This is a genomic window from Maricaulis parjimensis (assembly GCF_016817355.1).
Taxonomy (GTDB): domain Bacteria; phylum Pseudomonadota; class Alphaproteobacteria; order Caulobacterales; family Maricaulaceae; genus Maricaulis; species Maricaulis parjimensis.
In genome coordinates this window covers 258,486-279,721 of record NZ_JADOTT010000005.1, presented here as the reverse complement: position 1 = coordinate 279,721, position 21,236 = coordinate 258,486, and the positions used below count along the sequence as shown (strand labels likewise).

Sequence of the window (21,236 nt, the reverse complement as noted above, 5' to 3'; positions counted from 1 at the left end):
CCGATATGCGTTGACCTTGCCTAGGCATGGAGTACCCTTTCATTGAGGGAGTTTCGGGGGAGTGTGAAATGGCTAAGGACCTGATGCGCTACGACTTAATGGCGCAGGACGCACTTCGTGGAGTGGTCCGTCAGGCTCTGCGCAAAGCCGCAGGCGGTGAAGGACTTCCCGGTCAGCACCATTTTTACATCACCTTCCGCACGACCGCGCCGGGCGTCGATATCGATCCGACGCTGCTGGAAAAATACCCGGAAGAGATGACGATCGTGCTGGAACACCAGTTCTGGGACCTCAATGTCACCGAAACCGGGTTCGAGGTAACGCTGAAATTCTCCGGCGTCCCGAAATACCTGAAAATGCCCTATTCGGCGATTTCCCGCTTCCATGATCCGTCCGTCGGTTTCCACCTGCAATTCGAGCAGGATGGCGACAGTGACGAAGCCGAGATCGAAACCGGCAGCGAGCCCAAAGCGGCCGCGGGCGGCAAACCCAGCCCGGCCAAGTCGGATACGTCCCAATCGGGTGATGGTGCCCAGGTCGTGTCCCTCGACAGCTTCCGCAAGAAGTGACGAAAATCCCGTCCATCGTCGCACCGGATCTGGCGGACGGCCCTCCGCCGGAACCGCTGAGCGCTGAGCAAATCCGGGAACATCTCGCGGCACGCTCCGAAATCCCGCACTGCTTCCAGATGCTCGGTTTCTCCCTGATCGATTTTTCCATCGAGGAGCGCTGGATCGAGGCCGAGTTCAACCCGACCCAGATGATGACCAATCTGCGCGGCAGTGTGCAAGGTGGCATCATCACCGCGATGCTGGACGAAGTCATGTCCATGTCCGTTTTGGTATCCGAACAGTTCACCTGTGGCGTGCCGACGCTGGAAATGAAGACCACTTTCCACAACCCTCTGCCGCTCGGCACTTGCCGCGGCCGCGGTGAAGCCGTGCGCATTGGCGGCCGGGTCGCCTTCATGGAAGGCACGATCTGGACGCCGGACGGCAAGATTGCGGCCCGCGGCTCTTCCACCTGTCAGGTCCGGCGCGTCAAACCAGCCAAGGGCTGATGGCCACCGTCTCAGAGTATTCCGGCAAGGCACGCGCCCTCACCTTCATCGCGCTGGCACAGATTGCCGCCCTGTCGGTCTGGTTCTCGGCCGCCGCAGCACTTCCCGACATGATTACGTCCGCGGCCTTGTCTCCCCTTCGCCAGGCCGCGCTGACCAGTGCCGTCCAGATCGGCTTTGTCGCCGGAGCCCTGACCAGCGCCCTGCTGGGCCTGGCAGACCGGGTTGAACCGCGTCGGCTGTTTGCGACCGGGGCCGGCCTGGCCGCGCTGGCCAATCTGATGGCGCTGGCTCTGGACCCGGGCAGTGCAGGCATGATCGCCACGCGCTTTCTCGCCGGATTCAGTCTTGCCGCCTGCTACCCGGTCGGCATGAAACTGGCCGCCAGTTGGGCGCGCGGCGATGCCGGGCTTCTTGTGGGTCTTCTGGTCGGCGCCCTGACGCTGGGATCAGCCCTGCCTTTCATGTTCGCAGCGGCCAATTGGGGGATCGCTTGGCACTGGCCCTTCCTGGCTTCAGCGGCCGCGGCCCTGCTCGCCGCGGTCCTGATCCAGTTTGGCCGCGGCGGACCGGGCCTGCGACCAGCTCCCGCCTTCCGCTTCGGCGCGGCCAGCCTCGCCTGGAAGGCTCCTGCCCTGCGCCTCGCCAATCTGGGTTATCTGGGCCACATGTGGGAACTCTACGCCCTGTGGGCCTGGATCGGCCCTTTCTGCCACGCCTATTGGCATTCGCGCACCCGCTCGACGAACTGGGCCGACATCACCGCGTTCAGCGTCGTCGCGATCGGGGCATTGGCCTGTCTGCTCGCCGGCCGGGCCGCGGACCGCCATGGCCGGACCACCATCACCATGATCGCCATGGGCCTGTCGGGCAGCTGCGCCCTGGCATCGGGATTTCTCTTCCACACGCCCCCCATCGTGATGATCCCGCTGCTTCTCCTCTGGGGCATGGCGGTAATCGCGGACAGTGCTCAATTCTCGGCCAGCATTGCCGAACTCAGCCCGCCGGAATGGACCGGCACACTGCTGACGATCCAGACAGCCATGGGCTTTGCGCTCACCGCGCTTATCGTCCAACTCCTGCCGCTTTGGATCGGATTTGCCGGTTGGGAATGGGCCTTCGCCCCGCTCGCCATCGGCCCCCTTCTCGGCGTTTGGGCCATGGCCCGGCTACGGGCCCAGCCCGAAGCGGTCAAACTGGCGGGCGGGCGCCGCTAGTCCTCATCCTCTTCGCCGGCCCACTCCACGATATGGTCTTCCCAGTCGACATCCTGGAATTCGGTTTCTGGGCGAACCATGCCGGCCACACTCATGCCCGCCTTGCGCGTGCTGTCCGGATCACCGGTGATCAAAGGGTGCCAGTCGTACAAATCCCGCCCTTCCGCGATCAGCCGATAGGCACATGTCCTCGGAATCCAAGGCAGCTTGTCCACAGTCTCAGGCGTCAGCACCACACAATCGGGAACATGCTTTTTCCGCTGGATGTAATCCCGGCATCCGCCCCTGTCGCAATCATATAATTTGCAAGCAATATCAGTATTTAACAGGGTGCCCGTGTCTTCATCTTCGAGCTTTATCAAACAGCACTTTCCGCAATGATCGCAGAGGGATTCCCATTCCCGCCGCGTCATTTCCGACAAAGATTTCACCTTCCAGAAAGCCGCTGACATGTATTTCTCGCCTGAATTCCGCCGTTATTGAGAGGCTTTACACTCGGGATAGGCCGGTGGAGCCATTGAGGGTGGCTATAGCATGTATCAGGAGCCGTTTCGCGCGGATCACATGATGGAACGTGACCGCCGTGAGCGACGGAACCGGATCATATTCGGATCCGGCGCTGGCGGCCTGCTTCTACTTGCCCTGATCGCAGTGGTGACAGGCTGGTATTGGGCCTTCCATGACATTCCCCCGGCACCTCAAAGCGCTGCGGAGCTTTGGTCTGTCCGGCGCGAACCGTCCGTGACCCTGCTGGACCGGGAAGGCCATGTCCTGGCCGTGCGCGGCCCCCTCTATGCCCGCGCCGTAGCCCTGGATGCCTTGCCGGACTATGTGCCCCAGGCCTTCCTCGCCATCGAGGACCAGCGCTTTTACGAGCACAGCGGCGTGGACATGCGCGGCCTTGTCCGCGCCAGCTGGCGCAATCTGGCGGCTGGCGAACTTGTCCAGGGCGGTTCCACCATCACCATGCAGCTGGTGAAGAACCTCATCCTCTCCCCCGACCGCCATCTGCGCCGCAAGCTCCAGGAAATGCGCCTCGCCCTGGCTCTGGAGAACAATCTCACCAAGACCGAGATCCTCGAACTCTATCTCAACCGCATCTATCTGGGCGCCCGTGCCTACGGGATCGAGGCGGCAGCCCGGCGCTATTTCGACAAGTCGGCCACCGAGCTGACCCTGGCTGAAGCGGCTCTCCTCGCCGCCCTGCCCAAAGCCCCCAGCCGGCTGGACCCGACCCAGAATCTCGAGGCGGCCCGTGCCCGCGCCGCCCAGGTGCTCGCGGCCATGGAAGCGGCGGGCTACATCTCCGCAGAAGCCGCCGCCGAGGCCCTCGCCAATCCGGCGGAGCCCGTGGCAGATACCAGCGACCCCAATGCCACCTCCAACTGGGGCCATGCCTTCGACTATGCCATGGTGGAGACCGAACGCCTTCTCGACGCGGACGTGCCGGATCTGGTCATCCAGACCACGCTGGACCCCCAACTCACCCGCGCAGCCCAGGAGACGGTGACCCGTGTACTGGACGAACAGGGGGCGGCGCTCAATGCCGGTGAGGCGGCGATCATGCTGCTGGCGCCGGACGGGGCGATCCGCGCCTTTGCCGGCGGGCGGGATTACGAGGCCAGCCAGTTCAACCGGGCCATCCAGGCACAGCGCCAGCCCGGCTCGGCCTTCAAACCCATCGTCTTCGCGGCAGCGCTTGAGGCCGGCTATGACCCCTCGTCTGCCGTGTGGGATGAACCGGTCGACCTGGAAGGCTGGACGCCGGAGAATTTCGGCGGGAATTACAGGGGTTTGGTGACTCTTCAGGATGCGCTGAAACGGTCGATCAATACGGTCGCCGCCCAGGTCGCCAATGAGGTCGGCATCAACCGGATCGTGGAAATGGGCCACCGGCTCGGCATCCGGTCCAACCTGCCCGAATTGCCGGCCATCGCCTTGGGCGCTGCCGAGGTCAATCTGCTGGAACTGACGGCCGCCTATTCCGTTTTCAACAATGACGGGGCCTATCGCGAACCCTATTTCATTACATCCATTACCAATTCACGCGGTGACAGCCTCTACGAGCATGATGAGATCGGGGCCCAGCGTGTGCTCAATGCGACCCAGGCCCAAGCCATGTCCACCATGCTCCAAGATGTGATCCTGACCGGGACGGGCCGCCGAGCAGCGCTGCCGGGCCGCGCAGCCGCGGGCAAGACCGGCACCAGCCAGTCCTTCCGCGACGCCTGGTTTGTGGGATACACGGCCGACTTCACCGCCGGAGTCTGGGTCGGAAATGATGATGACAGTCCGATGCAGGATGTCACCGGCGGCGGCCTGCCTGCCGAGATCTGGCGCAGCTTCATGCAATCCGCCCACCAGAATCTCCCCCCCCGCAACCTCTCCGCCCCCGCCCCGCGCACGCGGTCGGAACGGGAAGAGCGCCTGGCGGCCTTCTATTCGGACTTGTCGTCCGCCTTCGAGTCCGTGCTGGAAGTCTCTGACAGTGAACGCTGAACGAGCTCCTTGAGCTCGATGATTTGCAACTTCATGTCTGCGACTTCCGCATGCAGCAGATCGCGGTCCGCATCCGCTTCCGCGTCGCGCGCTTCCTCATCATCGAAATGCTTGGCCTGCAGACTGTCCACAATGATGGCGATGAACAGGTTCAGGACGGCAAAGCTGGTCAGCACGATGAAGACGACAAAGAATATCCACGCCCACGGATGATCTTCCATCACCGGCAGGGCCACGTCCGAAGCCCAGCCTTCCAGCGTCATGACCTGGAACAGGGCAAAGGCGCTGTCACCCAGCGTCCCGAAACGGTCGGGGGCTTCGGCCCCGAACAGCTTGGTCGCCATCACGGCAGACACGTAGAACATCAAGCCCAGAACCGCGATCACGGCCCCCATGCCCGGGATTGCCCGCAGCAGGGCTTCCACGACCTTGCGAAGGTCCGGCATGACCGAGAAGAGGCGGAAGGCCCGAATGATGCGCAGGGCCCGCAGGACCGAGAATCCACCGGCTGACGGCATCACGGAAATGATGATCACGGCGAGATCAAACCAGTTCCAGCCATTGAGAAAGAAGCGGTGCCGGTAAGCGATCAGCTTCATCACGATTTCGATCACGAATACGCTGACAATGATCCGGTCCAGCAAGGGCATCCAGTTGGTAAACCAGACCCCGTCATAGGGGTAGGTTTCCAGCCCCAATGTCACCGCATTGATCACGATCAGCGTCATGATGAAATTGCGGAACAGCGCGCTTTCGACAATTGCGGTCAACATTACCCCCTGCACAGTCGGCGCCCGGGCTGATCAGCCAAGCGTGACAGGCCTGCTCCTAACCTTGCCCGCCGAGGATTTCAATCGGCCCTTGCCACTGTTCCGGAAAGAAAATCGGACGATCGATCAAATTTTATAAGAACACTTATCCGCGATTTAACAAGGCCAGCCGCATAACGCCCTCATCAAGGGTGGCCCAACACATGCGTTTGATGCAGCAGAACAATCATCCGGAACCGGACGCGCGCGCGGCAGCAGACGCTGATACGCGCCAGGACGAGGTGATGATCGCCTACCTGCCGATTGTGCGCGGCGCCGCAATCGCGGTCCTGGGCTATTTCCTGTTTGACCTCGTCTCGCGCATTTTCTTCCCCGGTGATGCCTATCACGGCGTGATGCTGGCAGCCGTCGCCACCGGCGCCCTATGCTCAGTGGGCATGATCTACGCACTGCGCACGACGAAGGATGTCTGGCATCTGGAAGTGGTCGCCTCGGTGATCTGCCTCTCGCTGTTCATCAATTCCAACCTGCAGCAGAGCTTGTATTTCGAGGTCGAAAACCTGCTCTACTCGGTCCTGATGATGCCGATATTCGCCGCGATCCTTCCCACGCGCCGCACCATCCTGACCGGGATCGTACTGAGTTTCGCGAGCCTCGTCTGGCTCGTCCAGACCAATATGCCGGAACAGGTTGCCGACTATTTCTGGGTCGGTGTTTCCGGTGTCGCTGCTGGCGTTGCGATTTCCGAGATCATCCGTACCGCCGTGCTCAATTCGGTCAAGGCGCGGCTGGCCGCGGTGCGCGATCGGGAAAAGGCCGAAGATCTGGCTCGTGAAACGCGCCACCTGGCCGAATGTGATGCCCTGACCGGCCTTCCCAATCGGCGCAGCTTCTTCCTGGCCCTGAACCATCATGTCGAACACTTGCGCAAGACCGGTGATGCCTTCTTTCTGGGCCTGGTCGACCTGGACGGATTCAAGCCGGTGAATGATACCTATGGCCATGCCGCCGGCGACGAAATGTTGCGCGCCGTTGCCCGCAGGCTGGAGGATGCTGGCGGCGCGACCGCTTTCCCGGCCCGCCTGGGCGGAGATGAGTTCGCGATCCTGGCCCCCGCCAAACCCAAGTCCGCCGAGGCGATCCTGACTCTGGGGCACCGCATTGAAGCCCGCCTCTCCGAGCCCTACGACCTGGGCGACTATACCTGTGAGGGCTCCGGTTCGGTGGGCCTGCTGATCTGCGACAATCCGGAACTCTCCGCGCACGACCTGATGGAACGCGCGGACCACGCCCTTTATTTCGCCAAGCGCTCATTGCAGGGCCGCGCAGTCCTGTTCAACGCTGCGCTTGAACGCGAGATGATGACGTCGAGCCAGGTCGACAAGGCCCTGCGCAAGAGTGACCATGACAAGGAATTCTCCCTTGTTTTCCAGCCCCAGTTCGACCTGACCAAATCGCGTATCACAGGGTTTGAAGCGCTGGCCCGCTGGGAGTCTCCGGAGCTGGGTCCGGTCGCACCGGATGTCTTCATCTCGGCCGCGGAGCGCGCCGGCCTGATCCGGCCTCTGACGCGCGTTCTGCTGACCAAAGCACTGACAGCCATGGCGGAATGGCCGTCCGGCACGAAGCTTTCATTCAACCTGTCGACCCACGACCTGATGTCGCCAAACGCCATCGAAGCCATTCTGGCGACCGTTCGCGACAGTGGGATACCGGCCAGCCGGATAGAGTTCGAGATCACCGAAACCGCCATGATGAGCGATTTCAACCAGGCGCGCCGGGCCATCGACCAGATCAACAGGGCGGGCCATTCTGTGGCCCTCGACGATTTCGGGATCGGCTATTCCTCGTTGCAATACTTGCAGCAATTGCCCGTTTCCAAGCTGAAGATCGACCACTCCTTCGTGTCGAGCATTCTGGAGGACAGCTCGTCCTACAAGATCGTCCGCACCCTCTTGTCCCTGTCCCAGACACTGGATCTGGGCTGCGTGATCGAAGGCGTCGAGACCGAAGCCCAATTGCACATCCTGCGCACAATGGGGGCCCGCCACATCCAGGGCTATCTGATCGGCCAGCCCATGCCGGAAGACCAGATACGCGACGTGCTGCAGCGGCGTTTCGACTTCTCGCCGCGCGCGCTCAGCCGCCCGCAGGACAATTCCGCCCGGGCTGCCCGTTCGTGACCGCCATGCTGCGCATTCTCGGCCTCACGGCCCTCGCTTGCGCGACCAGCGCGCCTGCCCTTGCCGATGATGTTCTCGATGGCTGGGCGCGACGCGGTGCCATCTATCAGCGCATCGACATGGATGCCGGGACACCGCAGGCTTGCGCAGCCCTGTGTGCGGGTGAGCGGCAATGCGAAGCCTGGGTCTGGACGCGCGCCGAACTGACGGGAAGCTATGAAACCTGTTCCCTGCTGAGTGCAGCCCTGCCGCCCTACAGGGCGCCCGGCCAGGTCACAGGACTTTCGCCGATCCTGTCCGACCGCTTGGATGCGGCCATGGAGCGGGCACCCAGCGCGCGCGAGACCCGCGCGCTGCAGGATGCCGTCGATGGCCCGCACTAGCTGCGATTTGAACTAAAACTTCGATCCCTGCGCGTACGCTTTCTTTACGCGTTTGCGGCAGGATGATGAACCGAGCATGGTGCGGAGTCCGGCAATGGCCGTCATCAGTAAGCTGAACAACCTTGTGGATCTGGCGAAGGAAAAGTCCTCCGAACGCCGGCGTACGCTCTTGCGCGAAGTGACGGACCTCTTCTTCGAAGAACCCCCTGCCCGCGACACCGCCATGTCCCAGGAATTTGACAAAGTCCTTTCGTCGCTCGCTGCGCAAACAGCCCAGGAAGCCCGGGAAGAGTTGGCAGAACGCTTTGCCGACTCGCCGATGGCACCGTCGGGCCTTGTCCTTCAGCTCGCCCAGGATGCAATTGAGGTCGCAGCCCCGATCCTCAGCCGGTCCAGCGTGCTTTCGGATGACGACCTGGTCTCGATTGCCGAACAAGGTGGCCAACAACAACTCCGCGCCATCAGTCAGCGCGCCGAAGTCTCCGAGCGTGTCTCCGATACGATCGTGCAGCACGGCGATGACGACACGGTCGCCAGCCTGATCGAGAATGATGGCGCCCGCCTGTCGCGAGAAGCTTTCGAGGCCGTGACCGAGCGCGCTGAAACCTCCACCCGCCTCCAGGCCCCTCTCGTGGATCGCGCCGACACGCCGAATGACCTTCTCGCAGACCTGATGGTCACGGTCGGCAATCACCTGCGCGACCGGATCATGGAACGTTTCGACAATGTGGATCCGGCCGTCCTGGAACAGGCCATGGCCGCATCCCGCGCCCGGATCACGGCCCGAATGGCGGAAGACAAGGCGATTGCCGAAGCCGAGAAATTCGTGCGGGCCATGGCCGTCCGCAAGAAACTCGACGGCAGCCTGCTCGCCCGCCTTCTGCGCGAACGCGAGTTCACCAAGTTCAATGTCGCTTTTGCCGAACTGGCCGGGGTCGACTTCCCGACAGCCAAACGCGCCATCGAACAAGCCTGCATCGATCCGCTGGCGCTGATCTGCAAATCCGCCGGCTTCGACAAGGCGCTGTTCGTCACCCTGGCTGTCCTGCGCGGTTCTGCCGACAGTGAAGCCTTCCGCGACGCCAAGGAATTGGGCCAGCTCTATGACCGCATCACGCCGAATGATGCGGAACGGGCCATGCGGTTCTGGCGCATGCGCCGGGATATCGCGGCCTGATCATTCCCTGGCACGCCGGGCGCGGTTAGACTGCGGCCCTGATGACAGACCCCGCGCTCACAGAACTCGACGACTTCCTGATTAATCATGCCCTTGTACTGGCTGTCCGTCCGACCGACACCGGTCTGGCCAGGCAGGATGCTGTCGACATTCTGATCTCCGATGCGCGCGGCGATGTCCGCCTGACAGTCTTCGACGAGTATGACGACGCGGCCACCGGCGATCCGCGCCTGCTTTGCGTCCTGTGCGCCCAGGAATTGGGAGAGCTGGACGATGCAGACGATTACCGGGCCTGGCACCGTGCACACTGCTTGCCGGATACGCCGCAAGCCCAGGCGGCCTACATCCGCAACATGGCCACACGCACGCGGCTGATGGACGCGTTGGATGACTGGCCCGATGTCATTCCGGACCTGGAGTGGCAACTGAATTCCGGATTGGCCTACCAGCTCAGGCAGAGCGCCCGAAAACCGGCCTAGTCTGCTTGGCCGGCCGCGAGAACAGCGCTGGCCGATGCGTCGGCAGGAGGCTGGAAGACATCTGCGCCCGGCTCCAGATAGACGGAGCTCGACGGGAAGGCGAATTCCGCACCGGCACCCTCGACTGTTTCCTTGAGGAAAATCGCCAGCTCTTCCTTCAAGCTCAGCCATTCGCCCCAATTGGTCGTCTTGGTGAAGCAATAGAGCAGGAAGTCTATCGATGACGGCCCGAAGGCGTCGACCCGCATGAAGGTCGAAACTTCAGGCGGATTGGCGAAGGCTTCATGGCTGTCCAGATAGGCCAGAACCTTGTCCCGGATCTCGCGCAATTGGTCCGACGTCGTGTCATAGCGCACACCAATGGCCCATTTGATACGGCGGTGTGTCATCCGCGAGAAATTCGTCACGGCATTGTCGGACAGTTTCGAGTTCGGCACATAGACCGGCCCCTTGTCGAAACGGCGCACGACCGTCGAACGGAAATTGATTTCCTCCACGGTACCTTCGACAACACCATCCACCCGGATCCAGTCACCCGGCAGGAAGCGCTTCTCGGTCAGGATGAGAATGCCGGAGATCAAATTCTTGAACAGATCCTGCGCGCCGAGGCCGATCGCCACGCCGAACAGGCCCAGACCGGCCACGATCCCGGCAACGGGAATGTCCCAGACCTGCAGGACGGCCGCAGCCCCCACAATGATGAACACGATCCGCAGGGATTTGGTGAGCCAGTCGATCATGACCGGCGTCAACGCGCCGCGCAGCGCTTCCAGAGCATGAGCCAGTGGGCCAACCGCGTTGTGAAGCGCCCAGAAGAGCACGATCACCACGAGGGACTGGACCAGTTGATGGCCGCGTAGTTCGCCATCCCCGCCCAGATTGAGAATATTGATCGCAAAGAAGAGCGCGATGACCGTGGGCACCATTTTCATGGGCCCTTCCAGCGCCGCGATCACGGCATCGTCCAGCTTGGTCTCGGATCGACCGGCGATGCGGCGCAGCGTGCCCATCAGCCATTTGGCAATCAGGCCGCGGACCAGGACGCCCAGCACCAGGACAGCCAGGGCGGCGACGCCCTGTCCGACATTGATACCGAGAAAGGAGGTCTGCCAGACCTCCATCACGATGCCCCAGAGCTCCTGAACCTGTTCAGGCATGCTGTCGGTGACAGAACTGGCAGAACTCATGCCGATCTTTCCTTGGCGCGATGGAATTTCACGTCCGGGAATTTCTCCTCGGAATAGGAGACTTCCCAGGCACTCTTGGCGAGGAAGACGGGGTCGCCATTGATGTCTTCGGCCATGGCTGATTTATGCCGATCAGCGAAGGCTTCCAGCTTGTCCCGGTCGCCGGTGATCCAGCGCGCGGTTTCGTAGGGCGCGGCCTCAAAATCCACTTCCAGCCCGTATTCCGCGGCAACCCGTTCGCGCATCACATCGATCTGCAGGGCACCGACGGCCCCGACGATAAAGTCACCGCCCATGATCGGCCGGAAGAGCTGGGTTACGCCTTCCTCAGCCAGGCTTTCCAGGGCCTTTTTGAGATGCTTCGCCTTCAGCGGGTCCGCGAGGCGGGCACGGCGCAGGATTTCAGGGGCAAAGTTCGGGATGCCGGAGAAGCGCAGCTTGCCGCTTTCCGACAGGCTGTCTCCGACCCTCAGCGTGCCGTGATTGGGAACTCCCATCACATCACCAGCCCAGGCCTCGTCGGCGATCTCGCGATCCTGCGCGAAGAACAGAATGGGCGAAGACACAGTCAGCTGTTTGCCGGCCTCGGTCTTCAGCTTCATGCCACGGCGGAACTTGCCCGAGCACAGGCGCACAAAGGCCACCCGGTCGCGGTGATTGGGGTCCATGTTGGCCTGGACCTTGAAGACGAAGCCGGCGACTTCCTTGCCGCTGGGCTCGACTTCGATCGTCTGATTGTTGGCGATCGCCTCGATCGGAGCCGGTCCGGGGATCTTGTCGGCCAGGCCTTCCAGCAATTCGCGGACACCGAAATGCCGCAGGGCCGAGCCGAAGAAGACCGGTGTGAGATGGCCTTCCAGGAAGCTCTGCGCGTTGAAGGGTGGGCAAAGCTCCTGGGCCACTTCCGCGCCTTCCTGCAGTTCGGCGACTTCCTCTTCCGACAGGACCTGGGAGATCGAGTTTCCATCCAGAGCGATGCGCGGATTGGGTTCGGACGGATCCGTTTCGCCCGTCTTCTGATAGGGCAGGAAATCATTGGTCGCGATATCCAGTACACCCTTGAACCGGTTGCCGGACCCGCAGGGCCATTGCATGGGCGCCGTGTCCAGCGCCAGCTTTTCCTGGATGTCTTCCAGCAGATCGACCGGATCGAGCGCCTCACGGTCCATCTTGTTGATGAAGGTGACAATCGGGATATCGCGGAGACGGCAGACCTCGACCAGTTTCAGCGTCCGCGGCTCGACCCCCTTGGCGGCGTCCAGAACCATGATCGCGCTGTCGGCGGCCGTCAGCGTACGATATGTGTCTTCGGAGAAGTCCTCGTGGCCCGGCGTATCGAGCAGGTTGAAGAGCAGTCCGCGATGCTCAAACGTCATCACGGAGGCAGAAACCGAAATCCCGCGTTCCTGCTCGATCTTCATCCAGTCCGACTGCGTACGCCGGTTCTCGCCCCGCGCACGCACCTGGCCGGCCAAGCGAATGGCCCCGGCCGACAGGAGCAGTGTCTCGGTCAGCGTGGTCTTACCGGCGTCCGGGTGGGAGATGATGGCGAAGGAGCGGCGGCGCGCCCATTCCGGGGCAGCAGGGTCGATGGCGGTCATTTTGGCTCACGGTCAGTGCAAGCCGCGGGGTTACCCCGTTCCAGTAGCGGGTGGCAAGGGCCCACTGCTCCGCATCCAGACAGCGGAATTCACGTCCGCCGCCGTCAATGGGCGTGCGTCCTGCTGCCGCCACAGAAAGGCCAGTGTCTCAATCGGGATCTGGGCATGGCGCAAACCGACCTCGACCCAGGACTTCGCCTCATCAGGACGAACGGCCAGAATGCCATTGGTACCGGGGATGACGTAGGAGACCAGCGCCACCAGGCCCCGGATATTCTTGGGCCGGTTGTGCGCGACATTCGGGTCTGCAAACACGGCTTCGCGAACCAGCGTGGTCAACTGGCCGGGCGTGAGCGCTTCGATCTGGGCTGAACTCAGCGGAATATCCCCGCCCCGAAGAACACTCTTCAGGTCACCCAGGTCAAAAACGACATCGTTGAACAAAAACAACATCGGACTGATCGATACAGGCTGGAACCGTTGATGCCGCGCAGAATAGGCCGACGCCGTTAAAGCTTTTCTACCGGCTCGGTCAGGAAGTGCCGCCCTTCGCGGTCCTCGATCTCCACGATCCAGATATCGGGATCGTCATCGCTTCGGCGCGCGCAATAGGCATCGGCCTCCGATTCCGGCACGGCGTCCTTTCGGAACAGCTGCCAGACCCGTTCACCCTGTTCGTCCCGCGCCGGGACAAAAAGCCGTGCCAACCTGTCCGCCGCCACCACTTTGACGAGAACAGCGCCTGCATCTTCGTCTCCCCGGCGAATCACATAGGCAGAGGCGAACCCCGTTTCAGCCCGCCTGACAAGGGCATCCACCCATATTTTTGTCTTCAGCACACTCATTCCCGTTGATGGCCGCTCAATTGCTTAATAATCTGTAAACGGGTGAGGGAGCGTTCCATGTTCGTACGGGTGATGTCGTTTGTGATTGCCATTCTGTCTGGCGGAATGGCACTGGGGTCCACTGCGGTCGCACAATCCGCTGCAGCGCCGGAAAGCGGCGAAGCGGCTGTGGCCACTATTTCTACCAATACCGAGGAACGCGCACTCGCGGACCTGGAAGGCAGTGGCGACGCATTCGTCCTCTCCACCTCCCAGCCCCGAACCCGCATTCATTTCACACTTCCGCCCAATGTCCAGACGGCTGAGGCTTGGCTGCGCCTGGCGGCCCGCCCGGCCAGCGATACGACAGCCGGTGTGATCGAAGTCAGCGTCAATGGCGGAGAGGCCATTCTCATCCGTCCGCAGCCGCGCGCCATGGAAGCCCGCTTCTCGCTCTTCTCTGCAGATATCCGCCCTGGCGACAACACGCTCGAGATTGCCTACTCCACGCAGACCCCGGCCCCCGGCTGGATTGTCGACGCCCGCCGTTCCCAGCTTCGCCTGACGCTGGAGCCGGTTCGTCCCCTGGAGACACTGGGTGAGCTGGAACACGCTCTGGGTTCCGACTTTGCCGCACCGCGCCGTATCGCACTGATCACCGATCCGGGCCGTGAACGCATTACGCTGGAAGCCCTCACCGCCCAGGGCATTGCCCTTCGCGCCGGAGAAGTCCCGCTGTTCACGGGCGAAGCCGAGCAGGCCGACCTGGTGGTCCGCATCGCCGAGACCGCTCGTCTGAGCGAGGAAGACCGCGCCGCCCTGCGCCGTGGCGACAGTCAGGGTCCTGAAGTGGCCTTCCGTCATGCCGACGTCCCGCACCTGATTGTAACGGGACGCAATCTGGACGAAGCCACGGCTGCCGCCCGCCTGATGGGTGCCCGCTCCTTTGAAGGCTATGGCCGTAATTTCATTGCCGCCGACGCGATCAGCGCCCGCCGCCTTGGCAGCGAGCAAGTCCGCGATGCACGCCAGTTCTCGGCCAATGCCGACCTTCGCACCTTTGCCGCGTCCGGCCTGCCTTTCTCGGCCGACCAGGGCGCCCGTACGGCTGTCCAGTTCTCAACCCAATATGATGCAGACCGTTATGGCGCGCTGTCGGTCCTGGCCCGCGCCGCCCTGATCGGCGACCAAGCCTGGCTCTATGCCTGGTATGGCGACAGCAGCGAAACGGCACCGGCAGACCATAACCTTCTCATCATCGGTCCGAATTCGACCCAGATTGCCGATGTCGATCGTAGCGCGCCTGAAGAGCTGCGCGCCGCCCTGCGTGCGGCCGAACGCTCCCGCGGACAGCGCGGCCTCATGCGCCTCGCCGCTGCCGCCTATGCCGACGCCGGTGACCAGGCGGCCGCGGCACCGGGCAGCAATACCCGCGAAACCGGCGTGGGCGTGGCCTCGCTCTTCCGTGACCGTCAGAACAATCAGCGCTGGATTGGCACGCTGACCGCTCCGGATGTCGCCTCCTTCGCCGATGCCGGCCGCAGCCTGGCCCGCTCCGATCTGTGGCAGGCCCTGGAAGGCCGCGCCGCGGTCTGGAGCTCGCGCGGTGTTACGCCGCTGGACTTCTCCGTGGAAGCGCCGACGCTGACGGACCGTGCCCGCGAGTTCGCCATCGACCATACGCGCGATGCCGCCTTCATTCTGTTCGGGGCGGCCCTGCTGATGCTGCTGCGCGGTTTCGCACGGCGTCGCCGGGTTCAAGCCTGATTTTAATCAGTCTGTTAGCCCAGGATTAACCCTGCTTCTTCACGCGGCATAAAAGCGGAATGTGTAGGGTCCTGATCATCGGATCGGGATCACACATGCCAGTTCAAACGAAGCATTTCCTGTCGGCCGCACTGGCCGCGCTCGCCCTGACGGGCGCAGGCCAAGCCAGCACGGCCGGGGAAATCTATGGCGAGCGCGCTCTCGCCCTGGCCATTGATGATCGCTGCCAGCTTTTCACGGACCGCGAGCGCATGGCGCTGAATGCCGCCCGCCTTCAGGCCCGCGGCACACTACTGCGGGAAGGTGTCTCCACGGCCGCGCTGGACGACTACACCGAGGACCTGCACGCCCAGGCAGCCCGGACGGCCTGCGACCTGCCCGAAGTGGCTGATCTGCGCCAACGCGTGGGTGAAGCCTTCCTAGCCTGGCAGACCATTCGCGACATGGACTTCCCCGGCGGTCAGTATGACTGGCACGCAACGCGATCAATCATGCCGGGCGCGCCGCACTGGGCTGTTCGGCAAACAGCGGGGGCGATGACCCTCGGCTTGAGCCGTGACAATGGTGACTACCGCTTCTCTGCCGCCCTGCCCGCCATCCCCGGTGCCGCAAGTGCCGTTTTGGTCACGCGCGATACCGGTCAGGCTCCGGACCTCTATGACCCGACCATGGACGGGCATTTTCCCGCACCGGAAGGTGCGGAATGGGCCGACTGGACCCCGCCCGGCTTTGCCCGTTCGGTCGTCTGGACCTCTGGCCAAGGCGACCAAGCGGAACGTGAAGGTCTGGGTGGTGAGGAAAACAGTCTTGTCTTCCACTTCTCAAACCGGGCCAGCGACCAGTTGTCGACTCTGGATCCGCGCGAAGCCGCATTGATTGAGGTGCTTGGACGCGATGGCGCTGTGCTCGCCCGCTTCTTTTTCGAAGTTGGGGACTTTGCCGCGGCCCGCGCCTTCATTGATGGCGGTGTTCCGCTGATGCCTCGCAGCTAGACCTCAGGCCTAGGCAGCGCCGGACTTGGCCTGGCTGATATCTTCAGAGGCTGCCCGCGCCCGCTCGATCTGACCGCGCACATCCAGTTCCGACGACGCCGCTTCCGGAGCCATCGGCTCGACCTGGCCTTCATCCTTGGCAAGGATCGGCAGGGAGACGGTCACCGTGGTGCCGACACCCTTGCTGGACGCAATATTCATCTGACCGCCATGCAGCTCGGCCAGAGCCCGCACCAGGGACAGGCCCAGACCCGTACCGCGCTTGTCGATATCGCGGGCATTGGCGGCCTGGCTGTAGGGCTGGCCCAGCCGGCGGGCGTCTTCCGGATCAATACCGACACCGCTATCGCCAACAGCCAGCACCAATTGGCCGCCCGACGGACGGGCCATCACGACAATGGCGCCACCTTTCGGTGTGAATTTCACAGCATTGGAAAGCAGGTTCAGCAGAATTTGGCGCAGGGCCTTGCGGTCACCTTTCACCGGAACCGGCGTGTCATTGCGCTTCACCGACAGGGTGATGCCGGCCTCTTCGGCCTGCAGACGCATCATCTTCACGGCGAGACCAACAGCTTCGTCAATGTCGAAGCGCTCCAGCACGAGCTCGTAACGATCCGCCTCGATCTTCGACATGTCGAGCACATCGCCGATCAGCTCCATCAGGTGTTGGCCGCTCTCATGAATCAGGTCGGCATACTCGGCATAACGCGCCGGCAGCGGCCCGAACAGACGCGCCTTCATGACGTCGGAGAAACCGACGATCGCGTTCAGCGGTGTCCGCAGCTCATGGCTCACCGAGGCGAGGAATTGGGATTTTGCGCGGGATTCTTCTTCGGCCAGTTCGCGGGCAGCTTCAGCTTCGCGGACACGATGTTCCAGCGCCGGACCGGCATCATGCGACAGGATGGCCACAGAGCCACCATGCATCGGACGGGCAATCAGGCGCACATCCTCTTCCCGGCCCCGTTCACCGCGCAGGGTCAGCGTCTGGTCCAGCGGACGGATCGCAGCGCGTCGCGCGGCAGACGCCAGATCGGCGCGGTCATCATCATCAAAGCCCAGATCGGCAATCGGCAGACCGGTCAGATCACGCGGCAGTCCCGGCGAGATTTCACGCAGGCCCTGCGATACGGCCAGCATGTTTCCGTCTTGGTCACAGGCCAGCAGCGGGGCCGGCGCCGCATCAAAAGCCCGAACGCGAACGCGGCCGCGTTCAGCCTCTTCGCGGATGACATCGCTTTCCTTCACCGCGCGCAGAGCGCCCAGGCCAAAGCCGGCCGCCATCATGAGGGCGCAGCCGGTCACGAAGGGCAGATAGATTTCAACAGCCATCGGGGCCGGTGCGATGAAACCACCGGCCTGCAGGATGGCAATGGCCACTGCCGCGAAACCGGACAGGGCCGCCGCCTTGACGACACCGTCGCGCTCCCCGCTCGCCGCGGCCACAGCCGGCGCCAGCAGAAAAGCCAGAACACCGATACCGGTGATCCCGCCGCCCAGAATGGCGACAACCGAGGCGAAACCGGTCCAGACAATCGCGAGCGCGAAACGCTCAAACGGCCGGTCCATGCGCGGCATCAGCACGAAACCGATCAGAGCCGGGGCGGCAACAGCGAGAAGGCCGAGCACCCGCATCCAGTCCGGCCCATTAAGAAACGGCCAGATCTGGGGCGCAGCCGCACCCAGCGTGCCCAACCAGACGAGGTTGACCAGCGCGCCTCCGCGGCGGGCGATCATGCCAGTTATGTCACGCTTTTTCGGCTTCATCTTGGTGTCTTGCGACTCGCTCAGCTTGCTTACCGGAATCTTCGCTCACGGCGTTAACAAATGCTGAATCTTAAACTTTGTTCATTTACCGATGGTTCTCGGAAAGCCTGCGAATAATTCATCGCATCTGAGTACTTGGAGCTGTTCGCCCGACAAGGCAATATGACTCCTATCGGGGAAGGAGTTCACGATGTTCACCAGTTGGCTTGCTGCGCTTGTTGTTACAACGGCGCTGGTTCAGGATCCCGTCGCTCAGGACACTGTGGTGCCGGACGCCGCCCCTGAAACTGCACCCCAGCTTCAGCTGGATGCAGCCCCCGTGGAAGACGAGGATATCGTCCGCTCCTCCGCCCGGGATTATGCGGCGTTCCACCACACGGTTTCCGATCTCCACACCGCCCCGATCGGTTCGGCAGAAGATCTCGACTACGCCATGGACCAGTTGTCGCGCTTTTATGGCGAAGAGCGGCTTGTCCGGGCCTGGATTGCCTATGCGGCCATCGTCGCCGCCCGGCATCCGGAATACATCGATGAAGTGCGCGAGCTCGCCGATTATTACGGTCCGCAAGCAGCGATTTCCGGCCTGATGAATGACCCGGCCTTCGCAACCAGCTTCCGCTCGGCCGATGGCGCACAGGATTCCGTGGTCGACGCGATCGAACAGGACAATTCCGAAATCGTCCAGTTGTCCGAGCGCTATCGCACCGCAGCCTATGAGCTCCAGTCCGAGCGCTGGGCCAATCGGGTCTATCGCGACCGTGAGGAACGCCTGGCGCGCCTGAGCGCCATCGATGACAGCCCGATCGAGCTGCCGGACAATGTCCGCATGTCGCTGGACACAGGTTTCGCCGAAGGCATTCCAGCCTCGGCACTCTTCCATCAGTCCGATGCTGCGGGCATCAATGACGCAATGAGCCCGGATCTGACCCTGAATGTTGGCCATGCTGCCGTCGATGCCGACCGGGACCGGGTTGGACGCATTCTGTCGGTCGCCGCCCTGCAATCCCTGGACGGCATGACCGACACCGAAGCGGCAATCGACTACCTTCTGGCCGATCCTGCAGTGGAAAGATGCCTCGCCTGGGTGCGCTTGGACCTGTCGCAGTGCGTGGCAGCCGGGCACTTCAAATATGAAGACAGTTTCTGCATCGCGGAACATGCGCTTCTGGACGTATCCCGTTGCCTGGATACCCATAGCGGATCGGAATAGCCGCGGGCTTTCGGGGCCTGATTTCTTAACAAGACGTGTCCCGCTCTGGGACTCCATAAAATTGCGCGCAAATTTTACGAAAAAATCCTGCGTCAATTTTGGACGTTGTTGGCTGTAAACCCAGCTATAGCGTGCAATTCCATCATTTCTGACCTAGCCTCTATCCTGCAAAGAAGCTCCGTAACCGGTCCTTCTGCGCCAATAAGAAGTGGAGGCTAAAAATGATGTTTCTCATCCGTGCCGCGTTCTGGCTTGGAGTGGTGAGTGTATTTGTGCCGAGCAATTTTGCCGGTGATGCCTTCGACCTGCCGATCTCACTCGCAGACACGCATATCGACGCCGAAAAACCGGTGAGCCAGTTCTGCGAAGACAATTCCGCTCTCTGCGATGCCGGCCGCGAAGCCATGCGCTTTGGTGGCTTCCTCACTGAAATGGCTGCCGACCGCATCGAGACTGCGCTCGTCGAACACGAGCAAACCGCTTCCAAGTCCTGATCCAGTCAGGCGCTCCGATCCGGCAAGGGCAGTATCGGGGCTTGCCTCGCCGACGTGCGGGCACTAATTCGGCGCTGATATGACAGCGACCTCCATCCAATCGGAAATCGACGAAATCGTCGACGAGTTCGACTTCCTGGGCGACTGGGAAGAGCGCTACCGCTATCTCATCGACATGGGCAAGGCCCTGCCCGGCCTGCCGGACGACGACCGTACCGATATCCACAAGGTGAAAGGCTGTGTCAGCCAGGTTTGGCTGATCACGGAGACCGATGGCGACCGTCTGGTCTTCCGGGCCGACAGCGATGCGCACATCGTCCGGGGACTGGCCGCCCTCCTCTTGCGCATATATTCCGGGCGTACGCGCGATGAAATCCTGTCCGTTGATGCCCGTGAGGTTCTCAAGCGCATCGGTCTGGCCGAGCATTTGTCGCCGCAGCGTTCCAATGGCCTGGCGTCCATGATCACCCGGATCCGTAATTCTGCCAGCGCCTAGCGGTGAACCATCCCATAGACCTGGGCCAGCCGGTTAAGCGCCAGCACGACACCGGTCCGTCCGGAACGTCGCGCCCAGCCAAACCGGCGTTCAATCGCGGCCAGGCTTTCCTCGCGGATCAGCACCGCCTCAACAATACGCGCAAACTCGGGTCCCAGCTCGTCGAGCGCATTCATCACCCTGTCCTTGGCTGCCAATGCCGTCAGGGCCGCATCCTCCGGGCCCCTCACCGGCGTCTCCCCCCTGCGCGGCGCTGTTGGCGACCAGTTGCGGGTGACGGACTGGCGCAGCGTGGAGCGGACATAATCAGACAGGAAGCGCTCAGCGGCAGTCTGGGCTTCCACGGACAGAAATCCTCGCCATTTGGCCAAGGGGCCCTCATCCGGGTTCACCGAAACCCGGCGAAGCCCGCCGGCGCCATCAGCGATCAGACGTTCAACCCTTTCCTGTCCCGGAGGCGTGGTGTCCTGTCGCACGCTGTCCTGCCCGGCTGACGTCAGCCGATAGTCCGGCCCGATCATCTCCAGCCAGCCGGCCTTCAGGGCAGCTTCAACCTGCCCCATTGAAATCCGGGCCCGTGCGCGGCGACGGCGATCCCCTCCGGCATAAATCGCGAAGCGATCTTGGGGTGGCGCGAGAGGGACCAGGCTATGATCGGGCCGCGCCAGCAGGCGGATCCAGCGGGGCGGGGTCATGAGCGGCTGGCCGCGAGAAGGCCGGCGGCAATGCGCGGGGTTGCCCGCAAGCTTTCTTCCAGCGCATCCAATTGCTCATCAAACACAGCATCATCCCGGCGGTCCTCGATGCAATGGCAGGCATGGGCGGCCGTCGACCGGTCCCGGCCAAAGGCCTGCCCCACCCGAGAGAGCGACAGCTCGAACGCCACATGTGTGAGATACATGGCGACCTGCCGGGCGAGCGAGACCTCGCGGGACCGGCGAGTAGGCGCCTCGATTTCCCCGGGTGGGACCCCGAACGCATAAGCGGCAGCGCCTTGGGCCAAACGGGCGCGGGCAAGGTCTTCGTGAAGCCTGTTCATCTCTATGGGCGGCATGGTCGTCTCCCGGTTCGGCGCGGCCCCGATGACCGCGCGCCCACTCATGCTAGGAGGCGGCCCTTGGCCCGGGGAT

The 21,236-nt window shown here is 62.7% G+C and carries 22 protein-coding genes; 13 read left to right on the top strand and 9 right to left on the bottom strand.

Features of this window, described 5'->3' with window-relative positions; translation table 11 throughout:
• The first annotated feature begins 68 nt into the window (after positions 1-68).
• The 3 genes from I0K07_RS10910 to I0K07_RS10900 are packed head-to-tail and all read left to right on the top strand — an operon-like array spanning position 69 to position 2,277.
• Entirely contained in the window at positions 69-569 is a 501-nt protein-coding gene (locus tag I0K07_RS10910; protein WP_203293295.1) for an SspB family protein, read from the top strand.
• On the top strand, positions 566-1,060 hold the full coding sequence (locus tag I0K07_RS10905; protein WP_203293293.1) for a hotdog fold thioesterase: 495 nt from the start codon (positions 566-568) through the stop codon (positions 1,058-1,060). The genes I0K07_RS10910 and I0K07_RS10905 overlap by 4 nt, the downstream gene beginning before the upstream one ends.
• Complete coding sequence (locus I0K07_RS10900; RefSeq protein WP_203293291.1) at positions 1,060-2,277, top strand: MFS transporter; 1,218 nt, start codon at positions 1,060-1,062, stop codon at positions 2,275-2,277. Before I0K07_RS10905 ends, I0K07_RS10900 begins: the two co-directional genes overlap by 1 nt.
• Here I0K07_RS10900 and I0K07_RS10895 read toward each other — a convergent pair.
• Positions 2,274-2,729: a YcgN family cysteine cluster protein gene (locus I0K07_RS10895; protein WP_203293289.1), complete on the bottom strand. Its 456-nt coding sequence runs from the start codon at positions 2,727-2,729 to the stop codon at positions 2,274-2,276. The two genes, I0K07_RS10900 and I0K07_RS10895, sit on opposite strands and share 4 nt — an antisense overlap.
• 112 nt (positions 2,730-2,841) lie before the next feature.
• On the opposite strand from I0K07_RS10895, the gene I0K07_RS10890 reads away from it, so the two are divergent.
• The gene (locus I0K07_RS10890) at positions 2,842-4,776 is read left to right on the top strand and encodes a transglycosylase domain-containing protein (RefSeq protein WP_238934766.1); all 1,935 of its coding nucleotides are present in this window, start codon (positions 2,842-2,844) and stop codon (positions 4,774-4,776) included.
• Here the strand turns inward: I0K07_RS10890 and I0K07_RS10885 are convergent.
• On the bottom strand, positions 4,716-5,549 hold the full coding sequence (locus tag I0K07_RS10885; RefSeq protein WP_238934765.1) for an ion transporter: 834 nt from the start codon (positions 5,547-5,549) through the stop codon (positions 4,716-4,718). The genes I0K07_RS10890 and I0K07_RS10885 overlap by 61 nt on opposite strands.
• Before the next feature lie 200 nt (positions 5,550-5,749).
• On the opposite strand from I0K07_RS10885, the gene I0K07_RS10880 reads away from it, so the two are divergent.
• The 4 genes from I0K07_RS10880 to I0K07_RS10865 all read left to right on the top strand — a co-directional run bounded on the left by I0K07_RS10880 (position 5,750) and on the right by I0K07_RS10865 (position 9,768).
• Complete coding sequence (locus I0K07_RS10880) at positions 5,750-7,729, top strand: putative bifunctional diguanylate cyclase/phosphodiesterase (RefSeq protein WP_203293285.1); 1,980 nt, start codon at positions 5,750-5,752, stop codon at positions 7,727-7,729.
• A 5-nt stretch (positions 7,730-7,734) separates the two neighbouring features.
• On the top strand, positions 7,735-8,112 hold the full coding sequence (locus I0K07_RS10875; protein ID WP_238934794.1) for a PAN domain-containing protein: 378 nt from the start codon (positions 7,735-7,737) through the stop codon (positions 8,110-8,112).
• A gap of 94 nt (positions 8,113-8,206) precedes the next feature.
• The gene (locus I0K07_RS10870) at positions 8,207-9,289 is read left to right on the top strand and encodes a DUF2336 domain-containing protein (RefSeq protein ID WP_203293281.1); all 1,083 of its coding nucleotides are present in this window, start codon (positions 8,207-8,209) and stop codon (positions 9,287-9,289) included.
• A gap of 41 nt (positions 9,290-9,330) precedes the next feature.
• Positions 9,331-9,768: a hypothetical protein gene (locus I0K07_RS10865; protein ID WP_203293279.1), complete on the top strand. Its 438-nt coding sequence runs from the start codon at positions 9,331-9,333 to the stop codon at positions 9,766-9,768.
• On the opposite strand, the gene I0K07_RS10860 is transcribed toward I0K07_RS10865, so the two are convergent.
• From I0K07_RS10860 to I0K07_RS10845, 4 genes are read right to left on the bottom strand one after another with little or no spacing between them, the layout of a single operon-like run.
• Positions 9,765-10,955, bottom strand: a complete 1,191-nt coding sequence (locus tag I0K07_RS10860; protein ID WP_203293278.1) for a mechanosensitive ion channel family protein — start codon at positions 10,953-10,955, stop codon at positions 9,765-9,767. The genes I0K07_RS10865 and I0K07_RS10860 overlap by 4 nt on opposite strands.
• A complete protein-coding gene (locus I0K07_RS10855) occupies positions 10,952-12,556 on the bottom strand; it encodes a peptide chain release factor 3 (RefSeq protein WP_203293276.1) in 1,605 nt (534 codons plus the stop codon). The genes I0K07_RS10860 and I0K07_RS10855 overlap by 4 nt, the downstream gene beginning before the upstream one ends.
• A 30-nt stretch (positions 12,557-12,586) precedes the next feature.
• Positions 12,587-13,009, bottom strand: coding sequence for a hypothetical protein (locus I0K07_RS10850; RefSeq protein WP_203293274.1), 423 nt, complete (start codon positions 13,007-13,009; stop codon positions 12,587-12,589).
• Between the two features lie 56 nt (positions 13,010-13,065).
• Positions 13,066-13,401, bottom strand: a complete 336-nt coding sequence (locus I0K07_RS10845) for a DUF1491 family protein (protein ID WP_420828487.1) — start codon at positions 13,399-13,401, stop codon at positions 13,066-13,068.
• 57 nt (positions 13,402-13,458) lie between these two features.
• On the opposite strand from I0K07_RS10845, the gene I0K07_RS10840 reads away from it, so the two are divergent.
• Entirely contained in the window at positions 13,459-15,147 is a 1,689-nt protein-coding gene (locus I0K07_RS10840) for a hypothetical protein (protein ID WP_203293270.1), read from the top strand.
• Between the two features lie 95 nt (positions 15,148-15,242).
• Positions 15,243-16,139, top strand: coding sequence for a hypothetical protein (locus tag I0K07_RS10835; protein ID WP_203293268.1), 897 nt, complete (start codon positions 15,243-15,245; stop codon positions 16,137-16,139).
• Positions 16,140-16,148: 9 nt separating this feature from the next.
• Here I0K07_RS10835 and I0K07_RS10830 read toward each other — a convergent pair whose 3' ends face one another.
• Positions 16,149-17,906, bottom strand: a complete 1,758-nt coding sequence (locus I0K07_RS10830) for a sensor histidine kinase (RefSeq protein WP_203293266.1) — start codon at positions 17,904-17,906, stop codon at positions 16,149-16,151.
• Positions 17,907-18,096: 190 nt separating this feature from the next.
• Between I0K07_RS10830 and I0K07_RS10825 the strand changes: the two genes are divergently transcribed.
• The 3 genes from I0K07_RS10825 to I0K07_RS10815 all read left to right on the top strand — a co-directional run bounded on the left by I0K07_RS10825 (position 18,097) and on the right by I0K07_RS10815 (position 20,106).
• A complete protein-coding gene (locus I0K07_RS10825) occupies positions 18,097-19,116 on the top strand; it encodes a hypothetical protein (RefSeq protein ID WP_203293264.1) in 1,020 nt (339 codons plus the stop codon).
• A gap of 221 nt (positions 19,117-19,337) precedes the next feature.
• Positions 19,338-19,610, top strand: a complete 273-nt coding sequence (locus tag I0K07_RS10820) for a hypothetical protein (protein ID WP_203293262.1) — start codon at positions 19,338-19,340, stop codon at positions 19,608-19,610.
• A gap of 79 nt (positions 19,611-19,689) precedes the next feature.
• Positions 19,690-20,106, top strand: coding sequence for a SufE family protein (locus I0K07_RS10815; RefSeq protein ID WP_203293260.1), 417 nt, complete (start codon positions 19,690-19,692; stop codon positions 20,104-20,106).
• On the opposite strand, the gene I0K07_RS10810 is transcribed toward I0K07_RS10815, so the two are convergent.
• A complete protein-coding gene (locus I0K07_RS10810) occupies positions 20,103-20,669 on the bottom strand; it encodes a DUF6456 domain-containing protein (RefSeq protein ID WP_238934764.1) in 567 nt (188 codons plus the stop codon). The two genes, I0K07_RS10815 and I0K07_RS10810, sit on opposite strands and share 4 nt — an antisense overlap.
• Before the next feature lie 128 nt (positions 20,670-20,797).
• Positions 20,798-21,160 (bottom strand): helix-turn-helix domain-containing protein, encoded by a 363-nt coding sequence (locus I0K07_RS10805; protein WP_203293256.1) that lies wholly within the window; start codon positions 21,158-21,160, stop codon positions 20,798-20,800.
• Positions 21,161-21,236: the final 76 nt, after the last annotated feature.

What these genes read in the sequence shown, in the direction of transcription:
- I0K07_RS10855 (WP_203293276.1), bottom strand. Translation starts at nt 12,556, where the DNA reads ATGACCGCCATCGACCCTGCTGCCCCGGAATGGGCGCGCCGCCGCTCC.
- I0K07_RS10840 (WP_203293270.1), top strand. Translation starts at nt 13,459, where the DNA reads ATGTTCGTACGGGTGATGTCGTTTGTGATTGCCATTCTGTCTGGCGGA.
- I0K07_RS10870 (WP_203293281.1), top strand. Translation starts at nt 8,207, where the DNA reads ATGGCCGTCATCAGTAAGCTGAACAACCTTGTGGATCTGGCGAAGGAA.
- I0K07_RS10845 (WP_420828487.1), bottom strand. Translation starts at nt 13,401, where the DNA reads ATGAGTGTGCTGAAGACAAAAATATGGGTGGATGCCCTTGTCAGGCGG.
- I0K07_RS10830 (WP_203293266.1), bottom strand. Translation starts at nt 17,906, where the DNA reads ATGAAGCCGAAAAAGCGTGACATAACTGGCATGATCGCCCGCCGCGGA.
- I0K07_RS10895 (WP_203293289.1), bottom strand. Translation starts at nt 2,729, where the DNA reads ATGTCAGCGGCTTTCTGGAAGGTGAAATCTTTGTCGGAAATGACGCGG.
- I0K07_RS10835 (WP_203293268.1), top strand. Translation starts at nt 15,243, where the DNA reads ATGCCAGTTCAAACGAAGCATTTCCTGTCGGCCGCACTGGCCGCGCTC.
- I0K07_RS10850 (WP_203293274.1), bottom strand. Translation starts at nt 13,009, where the DNA reads ATGTTGTTTTTGTTCAACGATGTCGTTTTTGACCTGGGTGACCTGAAG.
- I0K07_RS10825 (WP_203293264.1), top strand. Translation starts at nt 18,097, where the DNA reads ATGTTCACCAGTTGGCTTGCTGCGCTTGTTGTTACAACGGCGCTGGTT.
- I0K07_RS10880 (WP_203293285.1), top strand. Translation starts at nt 5,750, where the DNA reads ATGCGTTTGATGCAGCAGAACAATCATCCGGAACCGGACGCGCGCGCG.
- I0K07_RS10885 (WP_238934765.1), bottom strand. Translation starts at nt 5,549, where the DNA reads ATGTTGACCGCAATTGTCGAAAGCGCGCTGTTCCGCAATTTCATCATG.
- I0K07_RS10805 (WP_203293256.1), bottom strand. Translation starts at nt 21,160, where the DNA reads ATGCCGCCCATAGAGATGAACAGGCTTCACGAAGACCTTGCCCGCGCC.
- I0K07_RS10860 (WP_203293278.1), bottom strand. Translation starts at nt 10,955, where the DNA reads ATGAGTTCTGCCAGTTCTGTCACCGACAGCATGCCTGAACAGGTTCAG.
- I0K07_RS10820 (WP_203293262.1), top strand. Translation starts at nt 19,338, where the DNA reads ATGATGTTTCTCATCCGTGCCGCGTTCTGGCTTGGAGTGGTGAGTGTA.
- I0K07_RS10890 (WP_238934766.1), top strand. Translation starts at nt 2,842, where the DNA reads ATGATGGAACGTGACCGCCGTGAGCGACGGAACCGGATCATATTCGGA.
- I0K07_RS10910 (WP_203293295.1), top strand. Translation starts at nt 69, where the DNA reads ATGGCTAAGGACCTGATGCGCTACGACTTAATGGCGCAGGACGCACTT.
- I0K07_RS10810 (WP_238934764.1), bottom strand. Translation starts at nt 20,669, where the DNA reads ATGGGGCAGGTTGAAGCTGCCCTGAAGGCCGGCTGGCTGGAGATGATC.
- I0K07_RS10815 (WP_203293260.1), top strand. Translation starts at nt 19,690, where the DNA reads ATGACAGCGACCTCCATCCAATCGGAAATCGACGAAATCGTCGACGAG.
- I0K07_RS10875 (WP_238934794.1), top strand. Translation starts at nt 7,735, where the DNA reads ATGCTGCGCATTCTCGGCCTCACGGCCCTCGCTTGCGCGACCAGCGCG.
- I0K07_RS10865 (WP_203293279.1), top strand. Translation starts at nt 9,331, where the DNA reads ATGACAGACCCCGCGCTCACAGAACTCGACGACTTCCTGATTAATCAT.
- I0K07_RS10900 (WP_203293291.1), top strand. Translation starts at nt 1,060, where the DNA reads ATGGCCACCGTCTCAGAGTATTCCGGCAAGGCACGCGCCCTCACCTTC.